Here is a 19755-nt window from a genome sequence, read left to right as displayed (position 1 = left end):
CACCCCCCTACGCGCGGGCGACGGCATCGGTCAGGAGCTCCAGTGTGAGCTCCGCGGCCGGGTGTCCGATCTCGTTGAGATAGCCGTGCATGGCCTCGCGCGCCCTCAACACCCGCACATCGACGCTCGAGGATGCGAGTTCGGCGGCGAAGGCTTCACCGGAGGCGCGCAGACTGTCGAGCTCGGCGTTGACCATGAGCACCGGCGGGAGCCCCGCGAGGTCGCGGCCGCCGGGGAATGCGTACCCGGAGGGGTCGTCCTCGGCATCGGGCAGGTAGTTGCGGTTGATCGCGTCCCGCGTCTCGGACGTGAAGATCCGGGACAGGGGAACATCCTCGAGCAGTCGAGCCAGCTCGGCGTTCGGCTGCAGGATCCCGTCGTGCAGCGAGGGGTAGACCAGTGCCAGCAGCACCGGCGCCGTCGTCCCGCGATCGCGGAGGCGCAGCGCCGCACCGGACGAGAGGTTCCCCCCGGCGCTCGCCCCGCCGAGCGCCACCCGCCCGGGGTCGGCGCCGTACCGGTCGGCGTTGTCGACGGCCCAGTCGAACGCGGCGACGATCTGCAGCGATGCGACGGGGAATCGCGCCCGCGGGCCCGCGCTCGCCGCCTCGGCGCGGAGCTGCTCCGGCGAAGGGAAGCCCTCGGCCTGGTCGGGCGGCGGACCGAGCGACTCGAGCGCGTCCAGCGGCGCGAGCGTGTAGTCCACCGACACGACGGTGATGCCTGCGGCGCTCAGCCTCTGACCCACCTGGTCGGCTTCGGGCATGTCGAGCGTGCCGAACATGAACGCGCCGCCGTGCAGCCAGACGAGCATCGAGCCGTTCGGCTCGGCCGCCGGATACACGCGCACGCGGAAGTCGTGGCCTCCGCCCGCCAGGGCGACATCGTGAGTCTGCGTCATTCGTCTCTTCCTCTCATCGGGTGTGGATGCCGGAGCCGAGGTTCTCGTCGGCACGACCGGGGAGCCGGAGCACGGCCTCGGCACCCTCGGGCACCGTGACCTCGACTCGGAGGTCGGCCCCGTCGAGGTCCCAGCGGACGGCGGCCGCACCGTGCGGCGTCTCGAGGCTCGCCTCGGCCCACGTGAGTCCGCCGCCGGGCTGCGGTGCCACGAGGATGCGGCGGTAGCCCGGTTCGAGCGGCGCGAGCCCCGCGACCGAGCGGTGCATCCAGTCCGCGACGGCGCCGAAGGCGTAGTGGTTGAACGACGTCATCTCGCCCGGATTGACGCTGCCGTCGGGCAGCAGCGAGTCCCAGCGCTCCCAGATCGTCGTCGCGCCCATCGTGACGGGGTACAGCCACGACGGGATCTCGCGCTGCAGCAGCAGGGCGTACGCGTCGCCGAGGTGGCCCGTCGACGTCAGCGCGTCGAGGATGAACGGCGTGCCCGCGAACCCCGTGCTGATGCGGTGTCCCGACGCGCGGACGAGCTCCGCGAGGCGAGTGCCCGCGCGCGAGAGGTCGGCCTCGTCGAGGATGCCGAAGACGATCGCGAGCGCATAGGCCGTCGTGCTGTCGCTCTCGATGCGGCCGTCGCGCACATACCGCACGCGGAAGCCCGCTCCGATGCGGTCGCGCAGCACACGGAACTCGGCGGCATCGGACTCCTCCCCGAGCACCTCAGCGGCCTCGGCCATGAACGCCGCGGTGCGGTAGGCGCTCGCGGTGGCGACGACGGCGGCCGGCGCCTTCGACTTGCCGGGGTCGTCGGCGGGCGCGTCGGGGTCGAGCCAGTCGCCGAACTGGAAGCCCGTGTCCCACGCGCCGTCGTGGGCGAGGACGTCGGCGACGCTGCGCAGGTGCGCCGTCATGAGCGGGTACGCGTTGCGAAGCGTCTGCTCGTCTCCGTAGGCGGTCCACAGCGCCCACGGCACCCAGACCGCGGCATCGCCCCACACCGCGGTCGCGCCCGGCTCGGGGAAGCCCGTCTCAAGGTGCTTCATGACGTTCGGCACCACGACGGGCACGGTCTGCTCGGGCGTCGCCCGGCGCTCGAGCTCGGCGTCGACGAGCCAGTCCGCGAGGAAGGACTCGACGTCGCCGAGGAACGCCGCCGTCGGCGCGAAGACGGCGAGGTCCCCCGTCCAGCCGAGCCGCTCGTCGCGCTGCGGGCAGTCCGTCGGCACGCTCAGGAAGTTGCCCTTCATGCCCCACACCACGTTGCTGTGCAGCTGGTTCAGCAGGGGGTCGGAGCACGCGAACGTGCCGGTGGCCGGCATGTCGGAGCCGACGACGATCGCCGTGAGCGCCCCGGGGTCGAGCTCGCCGGGCCAGCCCGTGACCTCGGCGTACTGGAAGCCGTGGAAGGTGAGCGTCGGCTCGAACACGTCGTCGCCGCCGCTCAGGATGAAGCGGTCGGTCGCCTCGGCGCGGCGCAGCGGGCGCGTGCCGAGCTCGTCGCCCTCGAGCACTTCGGCATGGCGCAGGACGATCTCGGTGCCGGCCGGCCCCGACACCCGCACGCGGACGAAGCCCACGAGGTTCTGGCCGAAGTCGACGAGCGTCTTGCCCGACGGCGAGGTCCAGACGCGCTCGGCGGCGCGTTCGCCCAGCCGGCGGACGGGCGGCGATGTGCGGGAGACGAGGGCGCTCGCGTCGAAATCGACCGCGCTGACGGCATCCCATGCGGAGTCATCGAATCCCGGATGCCGCCACGCGGTGTCGCCGAGACGCGCGTCGATCGTCTCGCCGTTGTAGAGGTCGTCCGCGAGGACCTCGCCCGTCCCCGCGCGCCATACCTCGTCGGTCACGACGCGCTGCACGTGGCCGTCGGCGAAGCGGATCTCGAGCTCGGCGTACCCGGCGCGCTCGTCGCCGTAGACCGCGCGCTGCCCCGTGAAGCCGAGCCAGCCGCGGTACCAGCCGTTTCCGAGCCGCAGTGCGAGGACCGTCTGCTCCGCGACCGCGAGCGTGACGTCGTGCTCGATCAGGCGCACGCGCCATTCGTAGCTCGTCCACCCCGGCGCGAGCAGCTCGTCGGAGGAGGGGATGCCGTTGACCCACGCCTCGACGACGCCCAGCGCCGACGTGCGCAGGGTCGCGTTCACGACGTCGCCATGGCCCCCCTCGAGCGCGAACTCGCGCCGCAGGAGAGGCGCGGCCTCGGTCGGGTGCTGGGGTGCGATGAACCGGGCGGCTGAGGGCGTCTCGCCCATGGTGTGGACTCCTGAAGATTCGAGGGATGGAACGGCGACTCAGGCTGTGACGCGCCGGGCGAAGCCGATCGCACGGTCGAAGAGGGGTGCGGTATCGCTCACGCCTCGCCAGAAGTGCCCGCCGCCTGCGACCGCGTGGAACTCGACGTCGGCTCCGGCGTGTCGCAAGGCCGCCGCGAGCGCCTCGCTCTGGGAGAGCGGGACGAGATCGTCGGCGGTGCCGTGCGAGATGTGGAAGGGCGGGGCCTCCGCGTGCACCTGATGCACGGGGCTCGCGGCACGCGCGGTTTCGGGATGCTGCGCCGCCGTCCCCCCGATCCAGCGGGCCTCGCGGGTCCGGTCGGGCGGATCCCCCATGTCGTGGTCGGCCATCGTGAAGAGGTCGGCCGGACCGAACCAGTCCACGACCCCGCGCACGTCATCCCGCCGGAGCCCCGCGAGCGCGGCGAGGGTCGCGCCGGCCGACACTCCCCACAAGACGAGCCGCGAGGCATCCGCCCCGTACTCGGCGGCGTGGTCTCGCAGCCACGCGAGCGCGGCATCCACGTCCTCCAGCTGTGCGGGGAAGCGCGCCTCTCCGCTGAGCCGGTACTCGACCGACGCGATCGCGAAGCCGGCGGCGACGATGCGGTCGAACGAGTCCGCAGCGCCGATGCCGGGCGTGAAGACCTTGCGGCTGCCGCGCAGCCACCCCCCGCCGTGCAGGAACACGATGAGGGGTGCGCCGGCGGCGTCGGGGGTGCGCAGGTCGAGCGACAGCGGCCGGAACCCTTCCGGCTGCGCGAAGTCGACCTCGAGGAGCGAGGGCACGAGCAGGGTCAGTCGCGGAACTGGAACTCGGGCATGAACTGCGTCCAGTACTTCTCGCCCGCCGCGCGCATCGTGGGGTAGTCGGGCACGGCGACACCCCGCGGCTCGGTGAGGTCGGTCTTCTGACCCATCGCGTGGAAGAAGCGCTCGAAGCCCGCGGTGCCCACGCCGAACACCTTCGTCGTGTTGTGGATCTGGAACGCGTGCACGACGTTCGCGGGGATGAACGCGAAGTCGCCCGTCGTCAGCGTGGTCCTGCTGTGATAGTCGGCCTCGTCATCCATCCAGATGCTGATCTCGCCGTCCACGACGTAGAAGATCTCGTGCGTCTTGAAGTGCTTGTGAGCCGGGATGCGGTCGCCCTTCGGCCCGACCATCGTGAACGCCCCGTACTGATCGTCGGTCTCGTCGGCCGACAGCAGGATCGTGAACAGCTGGTCGAAGACGAGGGACTTCTCCCCCTCGCCGTTGCCGAGCACGAAGGGCTTCGGAGCCGCGGGAAGGATGCCGGCGAAGGGGACCTTGTCGGGGTCGTCAGCGGGGAAAACTGTCATGTCTACCTCCATGTAGGACACTTCTGCCGTTAGGCAGAGGGAATCATCGGGTCGTTCCGTGGGCGATTCCTCGTGCACCAGTCTTCGGTCCGGGGGCGGGGAAATGAAGTTCGAGATCCCTACCCTTCGTTAGCCGCAGGCTAAGATCGGCGCATGGATGTGCCGATCCACGTCATCCGGTATTTCTGCGTGCTCGCCGAGGAGCTCCACTTCGGCAGGGCCGCCGAGCGCCTGAGCATCACGCCCCCGTCTCTCAGCCAGCAGATCAGCCGGCTCGAGCAGCAGCTCGACGTCAAGCTGTTCGACCGCAGCCCCCGCAAGGTCGAGCTCACGGGCTACGGCCGCGACCTGCTGCCGCTCGCCCGGCGGGTGCAGGACGACCACGACCAGATCCTCGCGTGGGCGCGCGCCGTGCGCCGCGATCAGCGCACGCCGCTGCTGCGCGTCGGGGTCGTCGCGGCGGGTGCCGGAGCGCTCACGACCGCCGCGATCGCGGCGACGATGCAGGCGATCCCGCAGGCGCGCATCGAGATGCGACGGCTGGGGTTCTTCGACGTCGCCGCCGAGCTCGAGGCGGGGCGGGTGGATGTCGTGTTCGCGCCGTCGCCGATGGTGCTCCCGCCGCGCATCCGCGTCGAGCCGCTGTGGCGCGAGCCGCGCGTGCTCGTCGTGCCCGGCGGCCACGCGCTCGCGGACCGCGAGTCGGTCACGATCCTCGAGACGAACGGCGAGGTCTTCGTCGCCGTGGCGGGCGGAGTGCCCGAGGTCGTGGACTGGTGGATCGTCGACCCCCGCCCCGACGGCACGCGGCCCCGGCGCGGGCCCACGGCCGACAGCGTGGACGGGCTCTTCGAGCTCGTCGCGGCCGGAGCCGGGGTCAACATCGCGGGGCAGTCCGCGTCGCGCCAGTACCGCCGCGACGAGCTGGCCTTCGTGCCGATCACCGACATCGAGCCCGCGACGATCGTGCTGTGCAGCCTCAGCGACTCGCCCAATCCGATGGTCAAGACGTTCCGCGAGACGGCGGAAGAGCTGTCGCCGCTCGTCGACGCGACGCTGCACTGACCCGCGGGCGGACTCAGGCAGCCGCCGCCTTCGCCTCGGCCCGCAGTCTCTGCCAGACCTCGCGCCGGCGGGCCTGCTCGTCGGGGTCCGGCACGGGCGAGGCTGCCATGAGCACGCGCGTGTAGTCGCTCTGCGGATTGCGGATGACGTCGGCCGTCGGCCCCTGCTCCATGACCTTGCCCCGGTAGAGCACGACGACGCGCTGCGCGAGGAACTCGACGACGGCCATGTCGTGCGCGATGAAGAGATAGCCGAGGTCGGCGCCTGTGCGCAGCTCGGCGAGCAGATTCAGCACCTGCGCCTGCGTCGAGAGGTCGAGAGCGCTCACCGCCTCGTCGCACACGACGAGCCGAGGATCCGTCACGAGGGCGCGCGCGATCGCGATGCGCTGCCGCTGACCGCCCGAGAACTGCCGCGGATACCGGTCGTACGAGCCGGCGGGCAGCCCGACGGCGGCGAGCACGTCGTTCGCGCGGCGCTTCCGCTCGTCGCCGGCGACGCCCGCGACGCGCAGCGGTTCGGTGAGCGCGTCGCCGATCACGCGGCGCGGATTGAGCGACGAGAACGGGTCCTGGAACACGGCCCGCAGGTCGCCCTGCAGCGCGCGCCGCTCGGCGACGCTCGCGCGCGTGATGTCTCGTCCGTCGAAGAGGATCTGCCCCTCCGACACGGCCTGCAGACCCAGGATCGCGCGCCCGATCGTCGTCTTGCCCGAGCCGGATTCGCCCACCAGGCCCAGGGTCTCGCCGCGGGCGATTGTGAACGAGACGTCGTCGACGGCCGCGGGGCCCTTCTTGCCGTAGCGGACGACGAGATTGCGTACCTCGAGGAGCGGGGTCTCGGTCGTCGGGCGCCCGGACGTCTCTGCCGTCGTCATCGCACTCCTCCTGTCTTCACGGGCAGCCGCCATTCGTCCTGGCGCCCCTGCACCTCGTCGCGGCGCACGCACCGTACGCCACCCTCGCCTTCGGCCCGCGGTTCGAGCGGCACCGTGACGAGGCATTCGTCCCGCGCGAAGCGGCAGCGCTCGGCGAAGCGGCATCCACTCGTCCAGGAGCCCGGCAGCGGGACCTGCCCCGGGATCGACGCGAGCCGCGTCGTGCCCTCGAGATCGAGGATCGCGTGCGGATCGGCCGCGAGCAGCGCCATCGTGTACGGGTGCTCGGGCCGCAGGAGGACATCGCGCACCGAGCCGGTCTCGACGATCTCGCCCGCGTACATGACCGACACGTCGTCGCAGATGTCGGCGACGACGCCGAGGTCGTGGGTCACGATGATGATCGACATCCCGCGCTCCGCGACGAGCCCGCGCAGCAGCGCGAGGATCTCCGCCTGGATCGTGACGTCGAGGGCCGTCGTGGGCTCGTCGGCGACGAGCAGGCTCGGCGTGCCGCTCAGCGCGAGGGCGATCGCGACGCGCTGCGCCATGCCGCCCGAGATCTGGTGCGGGTAGCTCTTGAGCACGCGCGGCGGGTCGATGATCCCGACGTCGGTGAGCAGCTGCGTCGCGATGCGCTTCGCCTCCGCACGGCCCACGCCACGCAGGCGCCGGATCGCGGCGGCGAGCTGCGCGCCGACCGTGAACATCGGGTCGAGTGCGCGCGTCGGCTCCTGCGAGATGAACGCGATCTCGTGGCCGCGCACGCGCTGGAGCGTCTTCTCCGCCGATCCGGCGAGGTCGGCGCCGCGCCATCCGATGCGCCCCGACCGCACCGAGAGTCCGGGTGCGAGCAGCCCCAGAAGCGCGTACGACGTGACGCTCTTACCGCAGCCCGACTCGCCCACGAGCCCCATGACGGTGCCGGGGCGCACGCGCAGCGAGACGCCGGTCACGAGCGCGGGGCCCCCGTCGACGCCGATCACGAGGTCCTCGACGACGAGCCCCTGCCCGTCGCCCTGGAGCCGCTCGTGGGTCGTCGAGGCGCCGGGCAGAGCCGGGCCCGACGTCGGCCCGTCCACACCGTCGGCGGGCAGTCCGCTCAGGGCGATGACGTCGACGGGTGCCTCGGCGGCGCGCAGCGGGTCTGCGTTGGAGCCGGGGTACGAGGCATCCCCGATCATGTCGAGGGACTCCGGCGCCGGGTCGTCGATCCGCCCCGCGATCGGGAGGTCGTCGGCGACGGCGGATGCCGCGAGCTCGGTCGCCGCGACGGGTCGCTTGCGGCGGCGCAGGGCGACGAGCGGCGGCGGCACCGCCGTGCCGCCCGCGAGCACGTCGGCGAGCGAGTTGGCGGCGATGAGCGTGAGCGCGAGGATGCCGCCGGTCGGCACCATCATCCACGGCTGCTGGAAGATGAAGCGCGACGCCGTCTGGATCATGCCGCCCCACGTCGGCTCGGGCGGCTGCGGGCCGAGCCCGATGAACGCGAGGGCCGCCTGCATCCCGATGCCGACTCCGAAGAGCAGCACGAACTGCACGATGACGGTCGTCGACATGTTCGGCAGGACGTGACGGATGCTGGCCGCCATCGGCCGCACGCCGTCGATCGCGGCGGCCTCGACGTAGAGCTGCGTGTGCAGCGACTTGGCCTGCCCGAAGAAGATCTTGTACATCGCGCCGAACAGCAGGAGGCCGAACGCCGCCATGACGAGCGGCATGTTGGTGCCGACTGCCGCGATGAAGGCCAGGATGATGACGGTTCCCGGAAGCGACAGGACGATCTCGCTGACCTGGTTCATCGCGCCTTCGCCGCGGCGGCTCCGTGAGGCCCACAGCGTGATCGGGATCGTCACGAGCACCGCGACGATGGGCACGACGAGTCCGATGAAGATCGTGGGGGCGGCGGCCGTGACGAGGCGGGACAGGATGTCGCGGCCGAGCTCATCGGTGCCGAGGAGGTGTGCGAGCGAGGGTCCCTGCAGCACGACCGAGAGGTCCTGCTCGAGCGGGCCGTAGCGCAGCCAGAGCGGCGACGTGAGTGACGCGAGCACGAGGCCCACGAGCCAGATGATCGAGATGACGGCGGCCGGCGAGCGCAGGACGCGCAGGCGCAGCTTCCGCTCGGACCGGCGGGGGCGGACGATCGAGGTCGTCGAGACGGTCATGAGGCACGCAGCTTCGGGTCGAGGGTCCGGTTGAGCAGTTCCAGGGCGACGTTCACGATCACGACGACGAGGGTCGCGACGAGCACGAGCGCCTGCACGAACGGCAGGTCCGCCGAGCCGACGGCGCTCTGCATGGCCTGGCCGATGCCGGGCAGGGCGAACAGCACCTCGATGACGACCGAGCCGCTGAACAGGACGATGAACATGACGGCGACGCTCGCGAGGATCGGCAGGCTCGCTCCGCGCAGCGCATGCACGTAGATGATGCGGTTCGTCGGGGTGCCGACGGCACGGAGGGTGCGGATGTGCTCCTGCGCGAGCGACTCGGACATCGAGGCCCGCGTCTGCCGCGCGATGCCGGCAGCGGAGGTGATGGCGATCGTGAGCACGGGCAGCACGAGCGAGCGGGCCCACGCGGCCGGATCCGTCGCGAACGGCACGAAGCCCGTCGCGGGCAGGAGCCGCAGCTGGACGGCGAAGACGTAGACGAGGAGGACTCCGACCCAGAAGGCAGGGACGGAGAGGAGGATGCCGGAGGTCGCGGTGATGGTCCTGTCCACCGCGCCGCGGCGAACGGCCGCGACGACGCCCATGACGATGCCGATGAGCGCTGCCACGAGGGTCCCGAACACGGCGAGGGCGGCGGTCACGGGGAGGCGCTTGGCGATGTCGGCGCCGATGGGGCGCCCGTCGATGAGCGATGTGCCGAGGTTGCCCTGCAGCACCTGACCGACCCACGCGAAGTACTGCTGGAGCCACGGCTCGTACCAGCCGATCGACTCGTTGTACGCGACGACCTCTTCCGGCGTGGCCGACTGCCCGAGGGCGACTCCGCCGGGCGTCGAGCCCGACAGGTGGACGAGCACGAAGGCGATGAACGATGCGATGAGCAGCGTCACGATCCCCCAGGCGACCCGCTTCAGGATGAAGATGAGCATCAGAACTCTCCCTGACGGGCGGCGCCGGCGACGCGGGGTCGCCGGCACCGCCGTCGGATCAGGATGCGGGCTGGATGGAGGAGAGGATCGGGAAGGCCTCGGCGCCCGGGAACGTGGGCTCGGCGACCTTCGCGGTGTTGTAGGCCCACGGAGCGAGCTGTTCGAAGAGCGGGATGAGCCACCCCGAGTCGACGATCGCGCGGTTGAGATCCTTGAGCGCCGCGGCCTGCGCCTCTTCGTCGCCCGTCGCTGCGCCGTAGGCGCCGGCGGCTGCCTGGATGTCGGGGTTCTCCGCGCCGTGGAAGTTCGCGAAGCCGAACAGCACGCCGAAGACGTTGCCGAGCGGGTTCGTCCACGTCAGCGGGATCGGTCCGCCGAGCGGCTCGGTCTGCACGACGGCGAAGATCTCTTCCGTCGAGGCGGCGTTCTTCAGCGTCATGTTCACGCCGATCGCCTCCCAGTACGGCTGGAGCGCCTCGAGGTCGCGCTGACTTGCCGGCGAGATCGTGAAGTCGAAGTCGAAGCCGTCGGGGTACCCGGCCTCGGCCAGCAGGTCCTTCGCGGCATCCGGGTCGTACGCGTACTCCTCGTCGAGCTCGGGCAGGTACCCCGGGTTGTCGGCGGGCAGCGCGTTCGCGGTGGGCAGCTCGCCCGGGTGGATCGCGTTGACGTAGGCCTCACGGTCGATGGCCATCGAGAGCGCCTGGTAGACGCGCGGGTCGCCCCACTGCGGACCGAGGGCGCCCGTCTTGTCGAAGGCGATGATGTTCTGGACGGTGCCGCCGTTCGCGACGAGCCCCACGCCGGCCGACTCGACCTGGGCCTGCGTGTCGGAGGTGATGTTGGCCATGTCGACCTCGCCCGAGATCACGCCGTTGACGCGCGCCTGAGGGTCGAGGATCGGGCGGAACTCGTACGAGTCGAAGGGGTAGTCCGCCGCGGCGTCGTTGTCGTCCTTCTTGACGAGCAGGTACGAGTTGCCCTTGACGGTGGCCTCCTCGTCGACCATGAGCGGTCCCGAGCCGTCGGGCGTCGTGTCGAGCGTGGAGCGGTCGGCGGCGCCGGTCGGGCCGACGATCGCGCCGGCGGGGAGCACGAGGTTCGCCTCGAAGCCGGGCTTCGGCGTCGCGAACGTGAGGGTGACGGTGTCGTCGTCGACGACTGTCACGTCCGAGATCTCGTTCTCCCCGCCGGTGGCGAAGCCGCTGTAGGCGGACAGGTCGGGGTTGCCTCGGGCGTCCAGGTTCTCCTTGACGAGATCGGCGCTCAGCGCCGTGCCGTCGTCGAAGGTCGCGGTCGTGTCGAGGTCGAGGGTCAGCTGCGTGTTGTCCTCGTTGTACTCGAACGACGTGACGAGGTCGGGCACGACCTGACCGTTCTCGTCGAGCAGGAAGAGCGAGTCGTAGATCCCCTCGAAGAAGAAGCGCTGTCCGCTGCCGTAGCGGACGGGGTCGTAGCCGAGCGCGGCCTGGTCGGAGTCGAGGCCGATGACGAGCTTCGATGTGTCGGATGCACCGCCGCTCTCGCTCGAGCCGCCCGAGCCGGTGCATCCGGCGAGGGCGAGGGCGGATACGGCGACGGCCGCAATGACGGCGGCGCCACGTGCTGTGGTGAGTCGGGACATCCTGATCTCCTGTGATCGGTGTTGCTGCTGCGGACTTCGGTGTCGACGATCGCAGTTCGGGGATGCGATCTTTCGGTCCAGAGTGACGATCCGGGGCCCGTTTGGCCATTCGGATTCCCTCTGTGCTTCGTTAGCCGCGGCCTAACGCGGCCTCGGATTCTTGCTGCGTTCAGTGAAACACGCTTTCGTAGAATGAACAAGTGAGGCATGATGGACGAGAGTTCAGAGAGGACCACTCATGCCCGCAGCATCCTTCCCCGCCGACTTCCTCTGGGGCGTCGCGACCGCCGGCCACCAGAACGAGGGCGACAACGTCACGAGCGACACCTGGTTCCTCGAGAACGTGCAGCCGACCGTCTTCCGCGAGCGCTCCGGCAAGGCGACGAACGGGTGGGAGCTGTGGGAGTCCGACCTCGACCTCGTCGCGGGCCTGAACCTCACGGCCTACCGCTTCTCGGTCGAGTGGGCGCGCATCGAGCCCGCGGAGGGCTCGTTCGACGAAGCGGCGCTCGATCACTACGAGGCGATCGTCGACGGATGCCGCGCCCGCGGCCTCGCGCCGATCGTGACGTTCAACCACTTCACGTCGCCGCACTGGTTCGCGCAGCGCGGCGCGTGGCTCGACCCCGAGGCGCCGGCGCTGTTCGCCCGCTACTGCGGCGTCGTCATGGACCGGTTCGGCGACCGCATCGCATTCGCCCTGACCTTCAACGAGCCCGATCTCCCCGAGATGCTGACGTGGGCGGGCCTTCCGCCGTTCGTCGCCGAACTCGAACGCGCGACGCTCACCGCCGCGTCGGAAGCCGCCGGTGTCGAGCGCTACCGCGCCGGCAACGTCATGCTGCGCGAGGACTTCGCCGGGATGCGGGCGGGCATGACGGCCGCCCACCTCGCCGCGAAGGACGCGATCAAGGCGCGTCGCGCCGACCTGCCCGTGGGGCTGTCGCTCGCGATGTGCGACGACGTCGCGGCGCCCGGCGGCGAGGAGATCGTGGCGCGCAAGCGCGCCGAGGTCTACGACTACTGGCTGCGCCTCGCCGCGGACGACGACTTCGTCGGCGTGCAGAACTACGAGCGCCTGCACTACGGTCCCGACGGGCTGCTTCCCGCAGAAGAGGGTGCCGTACTCAACGGCATGGGCACGACGGTCGACCCCGATTCGCTGCGCGGCGCCGTCGTCTACGCGCACGAGGTCAGCGGCGTGCCCGTGCTCGTGAGCGAGCACGGTGTCAGCACGCCGGAAGACGACATCCGCGCCGCCTTCATCGAGCCGTCCCTCGAAGGCCTCGCGCAGGCGATCGCCGACGGCGTGCCCGTGCTCGGGTACTGCCACTGGACGCTCATGGACAACTTCGAGTGGATCTTCGGCTACGGGCCGCAGCTCGGACTGCACTCGGTCGACCGCGAGACCTTCGAGCGCACGGCGAAGCCCAGCGCGGGCGTCTACGCCGACCTCGTCGCCGGCATCCGCAGCGGCGGGGAGGGCAGCCGCTGAGGGGTCGAGCACACCCGCTCGCGCCGCGTCAACCCTGAATCGCGCGTCCTCCCGTCGGCGTAGCCTGCCCTTCCCGGATGGGTTGGAGAAACGCGCATGGACCCCAAGACGAGCGAGCGCTCCGACGTGAAAGAGGAGACGGCGCCCGCGCCGGACGATCCCCGCAAGCCTGATGAGCTGAGCGATCTGCACAAGCGGTCGTGGGGCTACATCGTCAAGAAGACGTTCCGCGAGTTCGGCGAGGACGAGGCGACCGACCTCGCGGCGGCGCTCACGTACTACGCCGTCCTCGCGGTGTTCCCCGCACTGCTGGCCGTCGTCTCGATCGTCGGGCTGTTCGGCGACCCGCAGCAGACGACCGACATGCTGCTCGGCATCCTGAGCGGGCTGCTGTCGGACCAGACGATCGACGTCATCCGGGAGCCGCTCACGGGCCTCGCGCAGTCGCCGTCGGCGGGACTCACCTTCGCCGTCGGAGTCATCGGCGCCGTGTGGTCGGCCTCCGGGTACGTCGTCGCGTTCTCGCGCGCGATGAACCGCATCTACGAGACCGACGAGGGCCGCCCGTTCTGGAAGCTGCGGCCCGTCATGCTCGGCATCACCGTCGTCGGCCTCATCGCCGCCGTGATCGCGGCCGTCCTGGTGACGGCATCCGGTCCCGTCGCACGCGAGATCGCGCAGGCGATGGGACTGCCCGAAGAGGCCGTCGTCGTGTGGGACATCGCGAAGTGGCTGCTCATCGCGGTGCTCGCGGTCGTGATCGTCGCCGTCCTCTACTACGCGACGCCCAACGTGAAGCAACCGAAGTTCCGCTGGATAAGCGTCGGCGCGCTCGTCGCCCTCGCGACGTGGGCGCTCGCGAGCCTGGCCTTCGGGTTCTACGTGGTGAACTTCGCGAGCTACAACCGCACGTACGGCGCGATCGGCAGCGTCATCGTGTTCCTCCTGTGGCTCTGGATCTCGAACCTCGCGCTGCTCTTCGGCGCCGAGCTCGACGCCGAACTCGAGCGCGGCCGTCAGCTGCAGGCCGGGATCAAGGCCGAGGAGACGATCCAGCTGCCGCCGCGCGACTCGCGGCAGAGCGACAAGAAGCAGCGAAAGAGGGAGGAGGACGTCGAAGAGGGGCGTGCGCTGCGGGAGTCGAGCGGGAAGGATGCCGAGAGCCCGCGCGATCTCGACGCCAAGGAGCGCGAGACGAGCAGCCGAGACGGCTAGAGCGACTCGGCGATCGCCTTGATCGCGGCGAGGCGGCGGTCCCACTCGACGCCGATCGCGTCGAGCCGCCGGGCTGTCGCGCTCAGCTGCGCGCCGACGACCCGATAGCGCACTTCCCGTCCGGCGCGGAAGGACTCGACGACGCCGACCTCCTCGAGGACGGTGAGGTGGCGGGCGATCGCCTGCCGACTGACGGGCAGACGCCCGGCGAGGGCGGACGCCGAGGCGTCCCCCTCGCCGAGCGCCGCGAGGATGCTCCAGCGGGTCTCGTCTGCGAGAGCCGCGAACACGGGAACCAGCGCCTCGGTCGTCATGAACCGCCCTCGAGCAGCGCGACGAGCTTGTCGAGCTCGCCGTCCCAGCCCTCGCGGTGCGATTCGAGGTTGGCGGTGGGGTCGGACGTGTTCTCGAAGCCCGATTCGACGACCGTGAGCTGCGTCGCGCCGGCGGCCTCTTCGAGCGTGAAGGTGAAGACCGTCGAGCGCGTCTCGTCGAGCTCGGCTTTCAGCTCGCCGAGGGCGTCGTCGTTTCCCCAGCGGTAGGTGACGGAGCGCGGCGGGTCGTACGCCTCGACGCGGATCGGGACGTCGCCGTAGCCGGGGAACGTCAGCGTGCCCGACGCGCCGACGCCTTCGCCCTCGAAGCGGGCCTGTCCGAACCACTGCGAGATGTGCTCCGGCCGCGTGACGGCCGACCACACCTTCTCGACGGATGCGTCGATGCGGATCGTGCGGCGGACGACGAAGCGGTCCTCGTCGACGATCGAGCCGGGGTTGGCGGTCATGCTCATGATGATGGTCCTCTCGTGCGATTGATGCAACTCGTGCGTTGCAGTTTGTGGCAACCCCAGAGTTGCACATCCCATCTGCCTATTGCAACCCCCGAGTTGCAGAACCGAGTGACCCGACCAAATTGATACCTGCAGGGTATGAATCAATGCATTCGAATCCCGCTCCATGGAGACTTGTCGACGTGACCCCGGATGCCGCTCCGCCCCTCGTCCCGTCCGCGGGCGGTCCCCTCGCGGGGGTCGTCGTCGCCGACTTCTCCCGCGTGCTCGCGGGACCCTACGCGACGATGCTTCTCGCCGACATGGGCGCCCTCGTGATCAAGGTCGAGAGCCCCGCGGGCGACGACACGCGCGGGTGGACGCCGCCTATGCGCGACGGAGAAGGCACCTACTTCCTCTCGGTCAACCGCGGCAAGCACTCGATCGCACTCGACTTCGACGACCCCGCGCAGCTCGCGACGGCGCACGAGATCGTCGCGCGCGCCGACGTCCTCGTCGAGAACTTCCGCCCCGGCTCCCTCGCGCGCTTCGGGCTCGACTACGAGACACTGTCGGCGCGGCATCCATCGCTCGTCTACGCCTCGATCACGGGATTCGGCGCGGCGCTCGGCGCCGACCTGCCGGGGTACGACCTGCTCGCGCAGGCCGTCTCGGGCCTCATGGACCTCACCGGAGCACCGGAGGGTGGGCCGACCAAGGCGGGCGTCGCGCTCGTCGACGTCGTGACGGGCCTGCACGCGACGGCGGGCATCCTCGCGGCGCTCCACGCGCGCCATGCGACGGGCCGCGGCGACCGCATCGAGGTCGACCTGCTCACCTCGATCCTCTCGGGGCTCGTAAACCAGACCTCCGCCGTCGTCGCAGGCGGCGTCGTGCCGACGCGCATGGGCAACGCGCACCCGAGCCTCTACCCGTACGAGCCGTTCCCCACGGCCGACCGCGACCTCGTCATCGCGGTCGGCAATGACGGGCAGTTCGCCCGGCTGTGCTCGGTGATCGGGATGCCGCTCCTCAGCTCCGACCCGCGGTTCGCGACGATGGCGGCACGCAACGTCCACCGCGATGCGCTGCGACCCCTCCTCGCCGACCGCCTGCGCACGCGCGGCGCCGACGAGTGGTTCGAGGCGCTGCGGATCGCGCGCGTGCCGAGCGGGCCCATCCAGACCGTCGAGGGCGGCATCCATCTCGCGACGCGGCTGGGCCTCGAGCCTGTCGTCGAGACGGGGACGGGCGAGCGCCGCATCCCCGCGGTGCGGCACCCTATCCGGTACGGCACGGGCGAGGTCGACTACTCCCAGGCGCCGCCGCTGCTCGACGCGGATCGCGAGCGCGTGCTCGCGTGGCTCGGGGTGGGCGCCGTCACGCCGGGAGGCTGAAGACGGCGCGCGACACCTCGATGACGGCGTCGACGGCGGGGGCCGATCCCCCGCGCCGCCACGCGAGGCGCACCTCGACCCCGCCCAGATCGGCCGCGAGCGGCAGGAAGCTGACGGCGCCCGCAGGCAGGTTGTCGCGCACGCCCGAGAGGGTCAGGGCGATCCCGACCCCCCCGTCGACGAGCAGCAGCTCGGTCGACGAGCAGCAGCTCGGTCGCCGAGTCGGGCGCCGTCTGCACGATCCGCGGCACGAAGCGGCCGCGCTGACCCAGCAGGTGCAGGCGGTCGGACAGCGTCGCGCCGCTGCCGCCGGGCAGGACGATCCACGGCTCGTCCGCGACATCCGCCGCCGTCAGCTCCCGCCGCTGCGCGAGCCGGTGCGAGGTCGGCACCGCGACGAGCAGCTGCTCGCGCGCGATAACCCGAGAGTCGACGTCGGCCGGCAGGAAGTCCCAGCGGCCGATGAGCACGTCGAGCGAGCCGTCGAGCAGCCGCTCGAGACCGGGGCGCGAGAGCTGGGCGCTGTGCAGCTCGACGGCGAGGCCCGGGCGCTCACGGCGCAGCGCGCGGGCGAGCTGCGCGACGAGATGATTGACGGATGCCCCGGCGAAGCCGAGCCGCACGCGCCCCGTCTCGCCCGCGCCCGCCTGCCGCACGATCTCCTTCATGCGCTGCGACAGCATGACGAGCTCGCGAGCGGGCTCGACGAGGGCCTCCCCCTGGGGCGTGAGGCTCACGGCGCGTGTGCTCCGCTCGAACAGCGGGGCCTCGAGCTCGTCCTCGAGCTGGCGGATGAGCCGGCTCAGCGGCGGCTGGGCGATGTGCAGCCGCGCCGCCGCCCGCCCGAAGTGCAGCTCGTCCGCGAGCGCGAGGAAGGCTCGCGCGTGGTGCACATCCATGCCGCCACAGTACGGCCCGCGGCATCCGTGGACTCGTCATCACCGCGTTTACCGGTAACCTCTCCCCATGACCCGGCCGCATCCCGACCGCCCCGCGACGATCTACGACGTCGCGAAAGCAGCCGGCGTCTCGCACCAGACGGTGTCGAAGGTGCTGCGGGGCCTCGGCGGGATGCGCCCCGAGACGCGCGAGCGGGTCGAGCAGGAGCTGCGCAACCTCAACTACCGACCCAACGTCGGGGCGCGCGAGCTCGCACGCTCCCGCCAGCGGCGCATCGGCGTCGTCGGCTACGAGACGTTCGAATCCAGCACCAGCAAGGTGCTGCGCGGCGTCGCCGACATCGCGGAAGAGGCCGGCTACCTGCTCGAGATCGTCAACGTCAAGCCGCTCGGCGACGTCGCCGAGATCACCGAGGCGCTCGAGCAGCTCAACGCGACCGACGTCGCGGGCGTGCTCGCGACCTCGCCGACGCGCAATGTGCGCGAGGCGCTCGACCGCGTCGAGTTCCGCATGCCGGTCTTCCTCGACGTCAACGGCGACCAGCGTCCGGGCGGCGACGCCGAGGGAACGCACGAGAGCATCGCGGCAGGGCTCGTCGTCGCGCATCTCGAGGACCTCGGCCACGAGCGGATCGCGTTCGTCGCGGGACCCGTCGGCTGGGACTCCGCGACCAACCGCGAGAACGTCTACCGCGCGCACGCCGCGGCGAGGGGCAGCGAGCCCGCCGTGCTCGGCCACGGCGACTGGTCTGCGGCATCCGGCTATCGCATCGTCGCGGACTGCGAGAGCCTCGCCGACCACACGGCGATCTTCGTCGCGAACGACCGCATGGCCCTCGGCGTGCTGCGCGCCCTCGCTGAGAAGGGCGTGCGCGTCCCCGAGGACGTGAGCGTCGTCGGGATCGACGACATCCCCGAGGCGGCGTACTTCACGCCACCCCTCACGACGGTGCACATCGACTTCACCGACGGCGGTCGCGTCGCCGCACGCAGCCTGCTCTCGCTCATCGAGCAGCCCGGCTCGTCGCTGCCGCAGTACCCCGAGAGCCGCCTCATCGCGCGGGCGACGACCGCCGCGAGCTGACCCCCTGCCCGGCGGCGTCGGCCGCCCCGTTGCAACCACAACGCCGCGGATAACCACATCGCCTCACGGATTCCGGCTGCCGGCTCCGACATTGCGGTTATCTGTGACGCTACGGCGGGCGAGCAGGCGGGGACGGATGCCGCGAGCCGGCGTACGGGCGACGATCCCCGCGGCTGCGCCCACACCTGAGGCCGGCTCGGCGCCGAACCCGCCGGATCGGCGCTTGCGCACTCCACCATTCGCGTGTAGTTTACCGGTAATCCAATCGGGTTACCGGTAAACAAGCTCCCGAGCACCACCGGCCCTTGGGTCCGCTGATCACACGACAAGGAAGTTGCACATGAGCAGGAAGACGTCCCGCGCCATCGCCGGCGCACTCACGGTGGGGCTCGCGGCCTCGCTCCTGGCGGGCTGCGCGAGCAGCGCCGCGGAGACCGAGGAGGACGGCCCCGTCATCCTCCGGTACTGGTCCTGGGCGCCCAACATCGCCAAGATCGTCGAGGTCTGGAACCAGTCGCACCCCGACGTGCAGGTCGAGGTCAACACGTCGGTCGGAGCGAACGACATCGTCGCGAAGCTCTCGGCCGCGAAGGAGGCGGGCAGCCTTCCCGACCTCTCGAACACGACGTACGAGAACCTCCCGAACCTCATCGTCAACGGCGTCGCCTCGGACATCACCGAGGCGTTCGGCGACTACGAGGACCAGATCGCGCCCTCGGCCTGGAACCTCACGACGTTCGACGGCAAGAACTTCGCCGTGCCGCAGGGCACGGGCCCGCAGTTCCTCTACTACCGCGCCGACATCTTCGAGTCGCTGGGCCTCGAGGCCCCCACGACGTGGGACGAGTATGCGGATGCCGCACGCGCCATCCACGCGGCCGACCCCACGAAGTACCTCGCGACCTTCCCCGCCAACGACGCGCAGCTCTTCGCGGCGCTGAGCGCCCAGGCCAGCGCGGAGTGGTGGACGCAGGACGAGAGCACGTGGTCGGTCGGCATCGACGGCGAAGGCAGCACGAAGGTCGCCGACTACTGGCAGGGCCTCGTCGACGAGGGCGTCGTGACGACCCTCAAGACGTGGACGCCCGAGTGGCAGGCCGCACTCGCGGACGGCACGCTCGCGAGCTGGCTCAGCGCCGTGTGGGCGCCGCCGCTCATCCTCCAGAACGCGCCCGACACGGCGGGCAAGTGGGGCGCCGTCCAGATCCCGCAGTGGAACGAGGGCGACTCGGTCTCTGCCGCGCTCGGGGGATCGGCGACCGTCGTCACGACCGGCACGAAGCACGCGAAGGAGGCGCAGGAGTTCGCGATCTGGCTCAACAACTCGACGGAGGCGCTCACCGCCTACATCGAGAACGCGAGCATCTGGCCTGCGAACCTCGCGGGCCGCGAGCTGCCGGGTCTCAAGGACACGATCCCCGCGGCGCTCGTCCCCGAGCAGACCGACTTCTGGGAGCTCGCCGCCAAGACCGACGAAGAGGCCGTCCCCGTCACGTGGGGCCCCAACGTCGCGACCGCGTACAGCACGTTCGGCGATGCCTTCGGCACGGCGATCAGCTCGGGCGGCTCGTTCGCGGACGCCCTCACGACGGTGCAGGACGCCGTCGTCGCCGACATGGAGAAGCTCGGCTTCACGGTCGAGTGATCCGCTCCCATCCCTGATCCGACGGGTGGGCCCGCAAGCTCCGGGCCCACCCGAAAGGAA

At 70.9% G+C, this 19755-nt stretch carries 17 protein-coding genes; 6 read left to right on the top strand and 11 right to left on the bottom strand.

Going from position 1 to position 19755, the window contains the following annotated elements; genetic code table 11:
* Positions 1-7: 7 nt before the first annotated feature.
* From MJ607_RS10110 to MJ607_RS10095, 4 genes are read right to left on the bottom strand one after another with little or no spacing between them, the layout of a single operon-like run.
* Positions 8-901: an alpha/beta hydrolase gene (locus MJ607_RS10110; protein ID WP_243075465.1), complete on the bottom strand. Its 894-nt coding sequence runs from the start codon at positions 899-901 to the stop codon at positions 8-10.
* 13 nt (positions 902-914) lie between these two features.
* On the bottom strand, positions 915-3155 hold the full coding sequence (locus MJ607_RS10105; RefSeq protein WP_243075464.1) for an alpha-L-rhamnosidase: 2241 nt from the start codon (positions 3153-3155) through the stop codon (positions 915-917).
* Positions 3156-3194: 39 nt separating this feature from the next.
* Positions 3195-3965 (bottom strand): alpha/beta hydrolase, encoded by a 771-nt coding sequence (locus MJ607_RS10100; RefSeq protein WP_243075463.1) that lies wholly within the window; start codon positions 3963-3965, stop codon positions 3195-3197.
* Positions 3966-3973: 8 nt separating this feature from the next.
* Positions 3974-4519, bottom strand: coding sequence for a quercetin 2,3-dioxygenase (locus tag MJ607_RS10095; protein ID WP_243075462.1), 546 nt, complete (start codon positions 4517-4519; stop codon positions 3974-3976).
* Positions 4520-4672: 153 nt separating this feature from the next.
* On the opposite strand from MJ607_RS10095, the gene MJ607_RS10090 reads away from it, so the two are divergent.
* Positions 4673-5584: a LysR family transcriptional regulator gene (locus MJ607_RS10090; protein ID WP_243075461.1), complete on the top strand. Its 912-nt coding sequence runs from the start codon at positions 4673-4675 to the stop codon at positions 5582-5584.
* A gap of 13 nt (positions 5585-5597) precedes the next feature.
* On the opposite strand, the gene MJ607_RS10085 is transcribed toward MJ607_RS10090, so the two are convergent.
* The 4 genes from MJ607_RS10085 to MJ607_RS10070 are packed head-to-tail and all read right to left on the bottom strand — an operon-like array spanning position 5598 to position 11191.
* Complete coding sequence (locus MJ607_RS10085) at positions 5598-6461, bottom strand: ATP-binding cassette domain-containing protein (protein WP_243075460.1); 864 nt, start codon at positions 6459-6461, stop codon at positions 5598-5600.
* Positions 6458-8629: a dipeptide/oligopeptide/nickel ABC transporter permease/ATP-binding protein gene (locus MJ607_RS10080; protein WP_243075459.1), complete on the bottom strand. Its 2172-nt coding sequence runs from the start codon at positions 8627-8629 to the stop codon at positions 6458-6460. The genes MJ607_RS10085 and MJ607_RS10080 overlap by 4 nt, the downstream gene beginning before the upstream one ends.
* The gene (locus tag MJ607_RS10075; RefSeq protein ID WP_243075458.1) at positions 8626-9567 is read right to left on the bottom strand and encodes an ABC transporter permease; all 942 of its coding nucleotides are present in this window, start codon (positions 9565-9567) and stop codon (positions 8626-8628) included. The genes MJ607_RS10080 and MJ607_RS10075 overlap by 4 nt, the downstream gene beginning before the upstream one ends.
* Before the next feature lie 58 nt (positions 9568-9625).
* Positions 9626-11191, bottom strand: coding sequence for an ABC transporter substrate-binding protein (locus MJ607_RS10070; RefSeq protein WP_243075457.1), 1566 nt, complete (start codon positions 11189-11191; stop codon positions 9626-9628).
* Between the two features lie 238 nt (positions 11192-11429).
* Between MJ607_RS10070 and MJ607_RS10065 the strand changes: the two genes are divergently transcribed.
* Together MJ607_RS10065 and MJ607_RS10060 are read left to right on the top strand one after the other, a co-directional pair.
* Positions 11430-12686 (top strand): glycoside hydrolase family 1 protein, encoded by a 1257-nt coding sequence (locus tag MJ607_RS10065; RefSeq protein ID WP_243075456.1) that lies wholly within the window; start codon positions 11430-11432, stop codon positions 12684-12686.
* Positions 12687-12782: 96 nt separating this feature from the next.
* On the top strand, positions 12783-13901 hold the full coding sequence (locus MJ607_RS10060; protein ID WP_243075455.1) for a YihY/virulence factor BrkB family protein: 1119 nt from the start codon (positions 12783-12785) through the stop codon (positions 13899-13901).
* Here the strand turns inward: MJ607_RS10060 and MJ607_RS10055 are convergent.
* Positions 13898-14215 carry a helix-turn-helix transcriptional regulator gene (locus MJ607_RS10055; RefSeq protein ID WP_243075454.1) on the bottom strand — a complete coding sequence of 106 codons (318 nt, stop codon included), beginning with the start codon at positions 14213-14215 and terminating at the stop codon, positions 13898-13900. The genes MJ607_RS10060 and MJ607_RS10055 overlap by 4 nt on opposite strands.
* A complete protein-coding gene (locus MJ607_RS10050) occupies positions 14212-14691 on the bottom strand; it encodes an SRPBCC domain-containing protein (RefSeq protein ID WP_243075453.1) in 480 nt (159 codons plus the stop codon). Before MJ607_RS10050 ends, MJ607_RS10055 begins: the two co-directional genes overlap by 4 nt.
* Positions 14692-14873: 182 nt before the next feature.
* On the opposite strand from MJ607_RS10050, the gene MJ607_RS10045 reads away from it, so the two are divergent.
* Positions 14874-16067 (top strand): CaiB/BaiF CoA-transferase family protein, encoded by a 1194-nt coding sequence (locus MJ607_RS10045; protein ID WP_243075452.1) that lies wholly within the window; start codon positions 14874-14876, stop codon positions 16065-16067.
* On the opposite strand, the gene MJ607_RS10040 is transcribed toward MJ607_RS10045, so the two are convergent.
* On the bottom strand, positions 15980-16966 hold the full coding sequence (locus MJ607_RS10040; RefSeq protein WP_243075451.1) for a LysR family transcriptional regulator: 987 nt from the start codon (positions 16964-16966) through the stop codon (positions 15980-15982). The two genes, MJ607_RS10045 and MJ607_RS10040, sit on opposite strands and share 88 nt — an antisense overlap.
* Positions 16967-17033: 67 nt before the next feature.
* Here MJ607_RS10040 and MJ607_RS10035 point away from each other — a divergent pair, with 67 nt between their 5' ends.
* Positions 17034-18050 carry a LacI family DNA-binding transcriptional regulator gene (locus MJ607_RS10035; protein WP_243075450.1) on the top strand — a complete coding sequence of 339 codons (1017 nt, stop codon included), beginning with the start codon at positions 17034-17036 and terminating at the stop codon, positions 18048-18050.
* A 340-nt stretch (positions 18051-18390) separates the two neighbouring features.
* Positions 18391-19695 carry an ABC transporter substrate-binding protein gene (locus MJ607_RS10030; protein WP_243075449.1) on the top strand — a complete coding sequence of 435 codons (1305 nt, stop codon included), beginning with the start codon at positions 18391-18393 and terminating at the stop codon, positions 19693-19695.
* Positions 19696-19755: the final 60 nt, after the last annotated feature.

This window comes from Microbacterium sp. SS28, from assembly GCF_022761035.1.
Lineage (GTDB): Bacteria > Actinomycetota > Actinomycetes > Actinomycetales > Microbacteriaceae > Microbacterium.
Note: the sequence above shows the minus strand (reverse complement) of the source record. Positions and strands in the feature narration are given on the sequence as shown.

Coding starts and splice junctions, on each gene's coding strand:
- MJ607_RS10090 (WP_243075461.1), top strand. CDS start 4,673: ATGGATGTGCCGATCCACGTCATCCGGTATTTCTGCGTGCTCGCCGAG.
- MJ607_RS10065 (WP_243075456.1), top strand. CDS start 11,430: ATGCCCGCAGCATCCTTCCCCGCCGACTTCCTCTGGGGCGTCGCGACC.
- MJ607_RS10040 (WP_243075451.1), bottom strand. CDS start 16,966: ATGGATGTGCACCACGCGCGAGCCTTCCTCGCGCTCGCGGACGAGCTG.
- MJ607_RS10070 (WP_243075457.1), bottom strand. CDS start 11,191: ATGTCCCGACTCACCACAGCACGTGGCGCCGCCGTCATTGCGGCCGTC.
- MJ607_RS10035 (WP_243075450.1), top strand. CDS start 17,034: ATGACCCGGCCGCATCCCGACCGCCCCGCGACGATCTACGACGTCGCG.
- MJ607_RS10105 (WP_243075464.1), bottom strand. CDS start 3,155: ATGGGCGAGACGCCCTCAGCCGCCCGGTTCATCGCACCCCAGCACCCG.
- MJ607_RS10080 (WP_243075459.1), bottom strand. CDS start 8,629: ATGACCGTCTCGACGACCTCGATCGTCCGCCCCCGCCGGTCCGAGCGG.
- MJ607_RS10085 (WP_243075460.1), bottom strand. CDS start 6,461: ATGACGACGGCAGAGACGTCCGGGCGCCCGACGACCGAGACCCCGCTC.
- MJ607_RS10095 (WP_243075462.1), bottom strand. CDS start 4,519: ATGACAGTTTTCCCCGCTGACGACCCCGACAAGGTCCCCTTCGCCGGC.
- MJ607_RS10050 (WP_243075453.1), bottom strand. CDS start 14,691: ATGAGCATGACCGCCAACCCCGGCTCGATCGTCGACGAGGACCGCTTC.
- MJ607_RS10060 (WP_243075455.1), top strand. CDS start 12,783: ATGGACCCCAAGACGAGCGAGCGCTCCGACGTGAAAGAGGAGACGGCG.
- MJ607_RS10030 (WP_243075449.1), top strand. CDS start 18,391: ATGAGCAGGAAGACGTCCCGCGCCATCGCCGGCGCACTCACGGTGGGG.
- MJ607_RS10110 (WP_243075465.1), bottom strand. CDS start 901: ATGACGCAGACTCACGATGTCGCCCTGGCGGGCGGAGGCCACGACTTC.
- MJ607_RS10075 (WP_243075458.1), bottom strand. CDS start 9,567: ATGCTCATCTTCATCCTGAAGCGGGTCGCCTGGGGGATCGTGACGCTG.
- MJ607_RS10055 (WP_243075454.1), bottom strand. CDS start 14,215: ATGACGACCGAGGCGCTGGTTCCCGTGTTCGCGGCTCTCGCAGACGAG.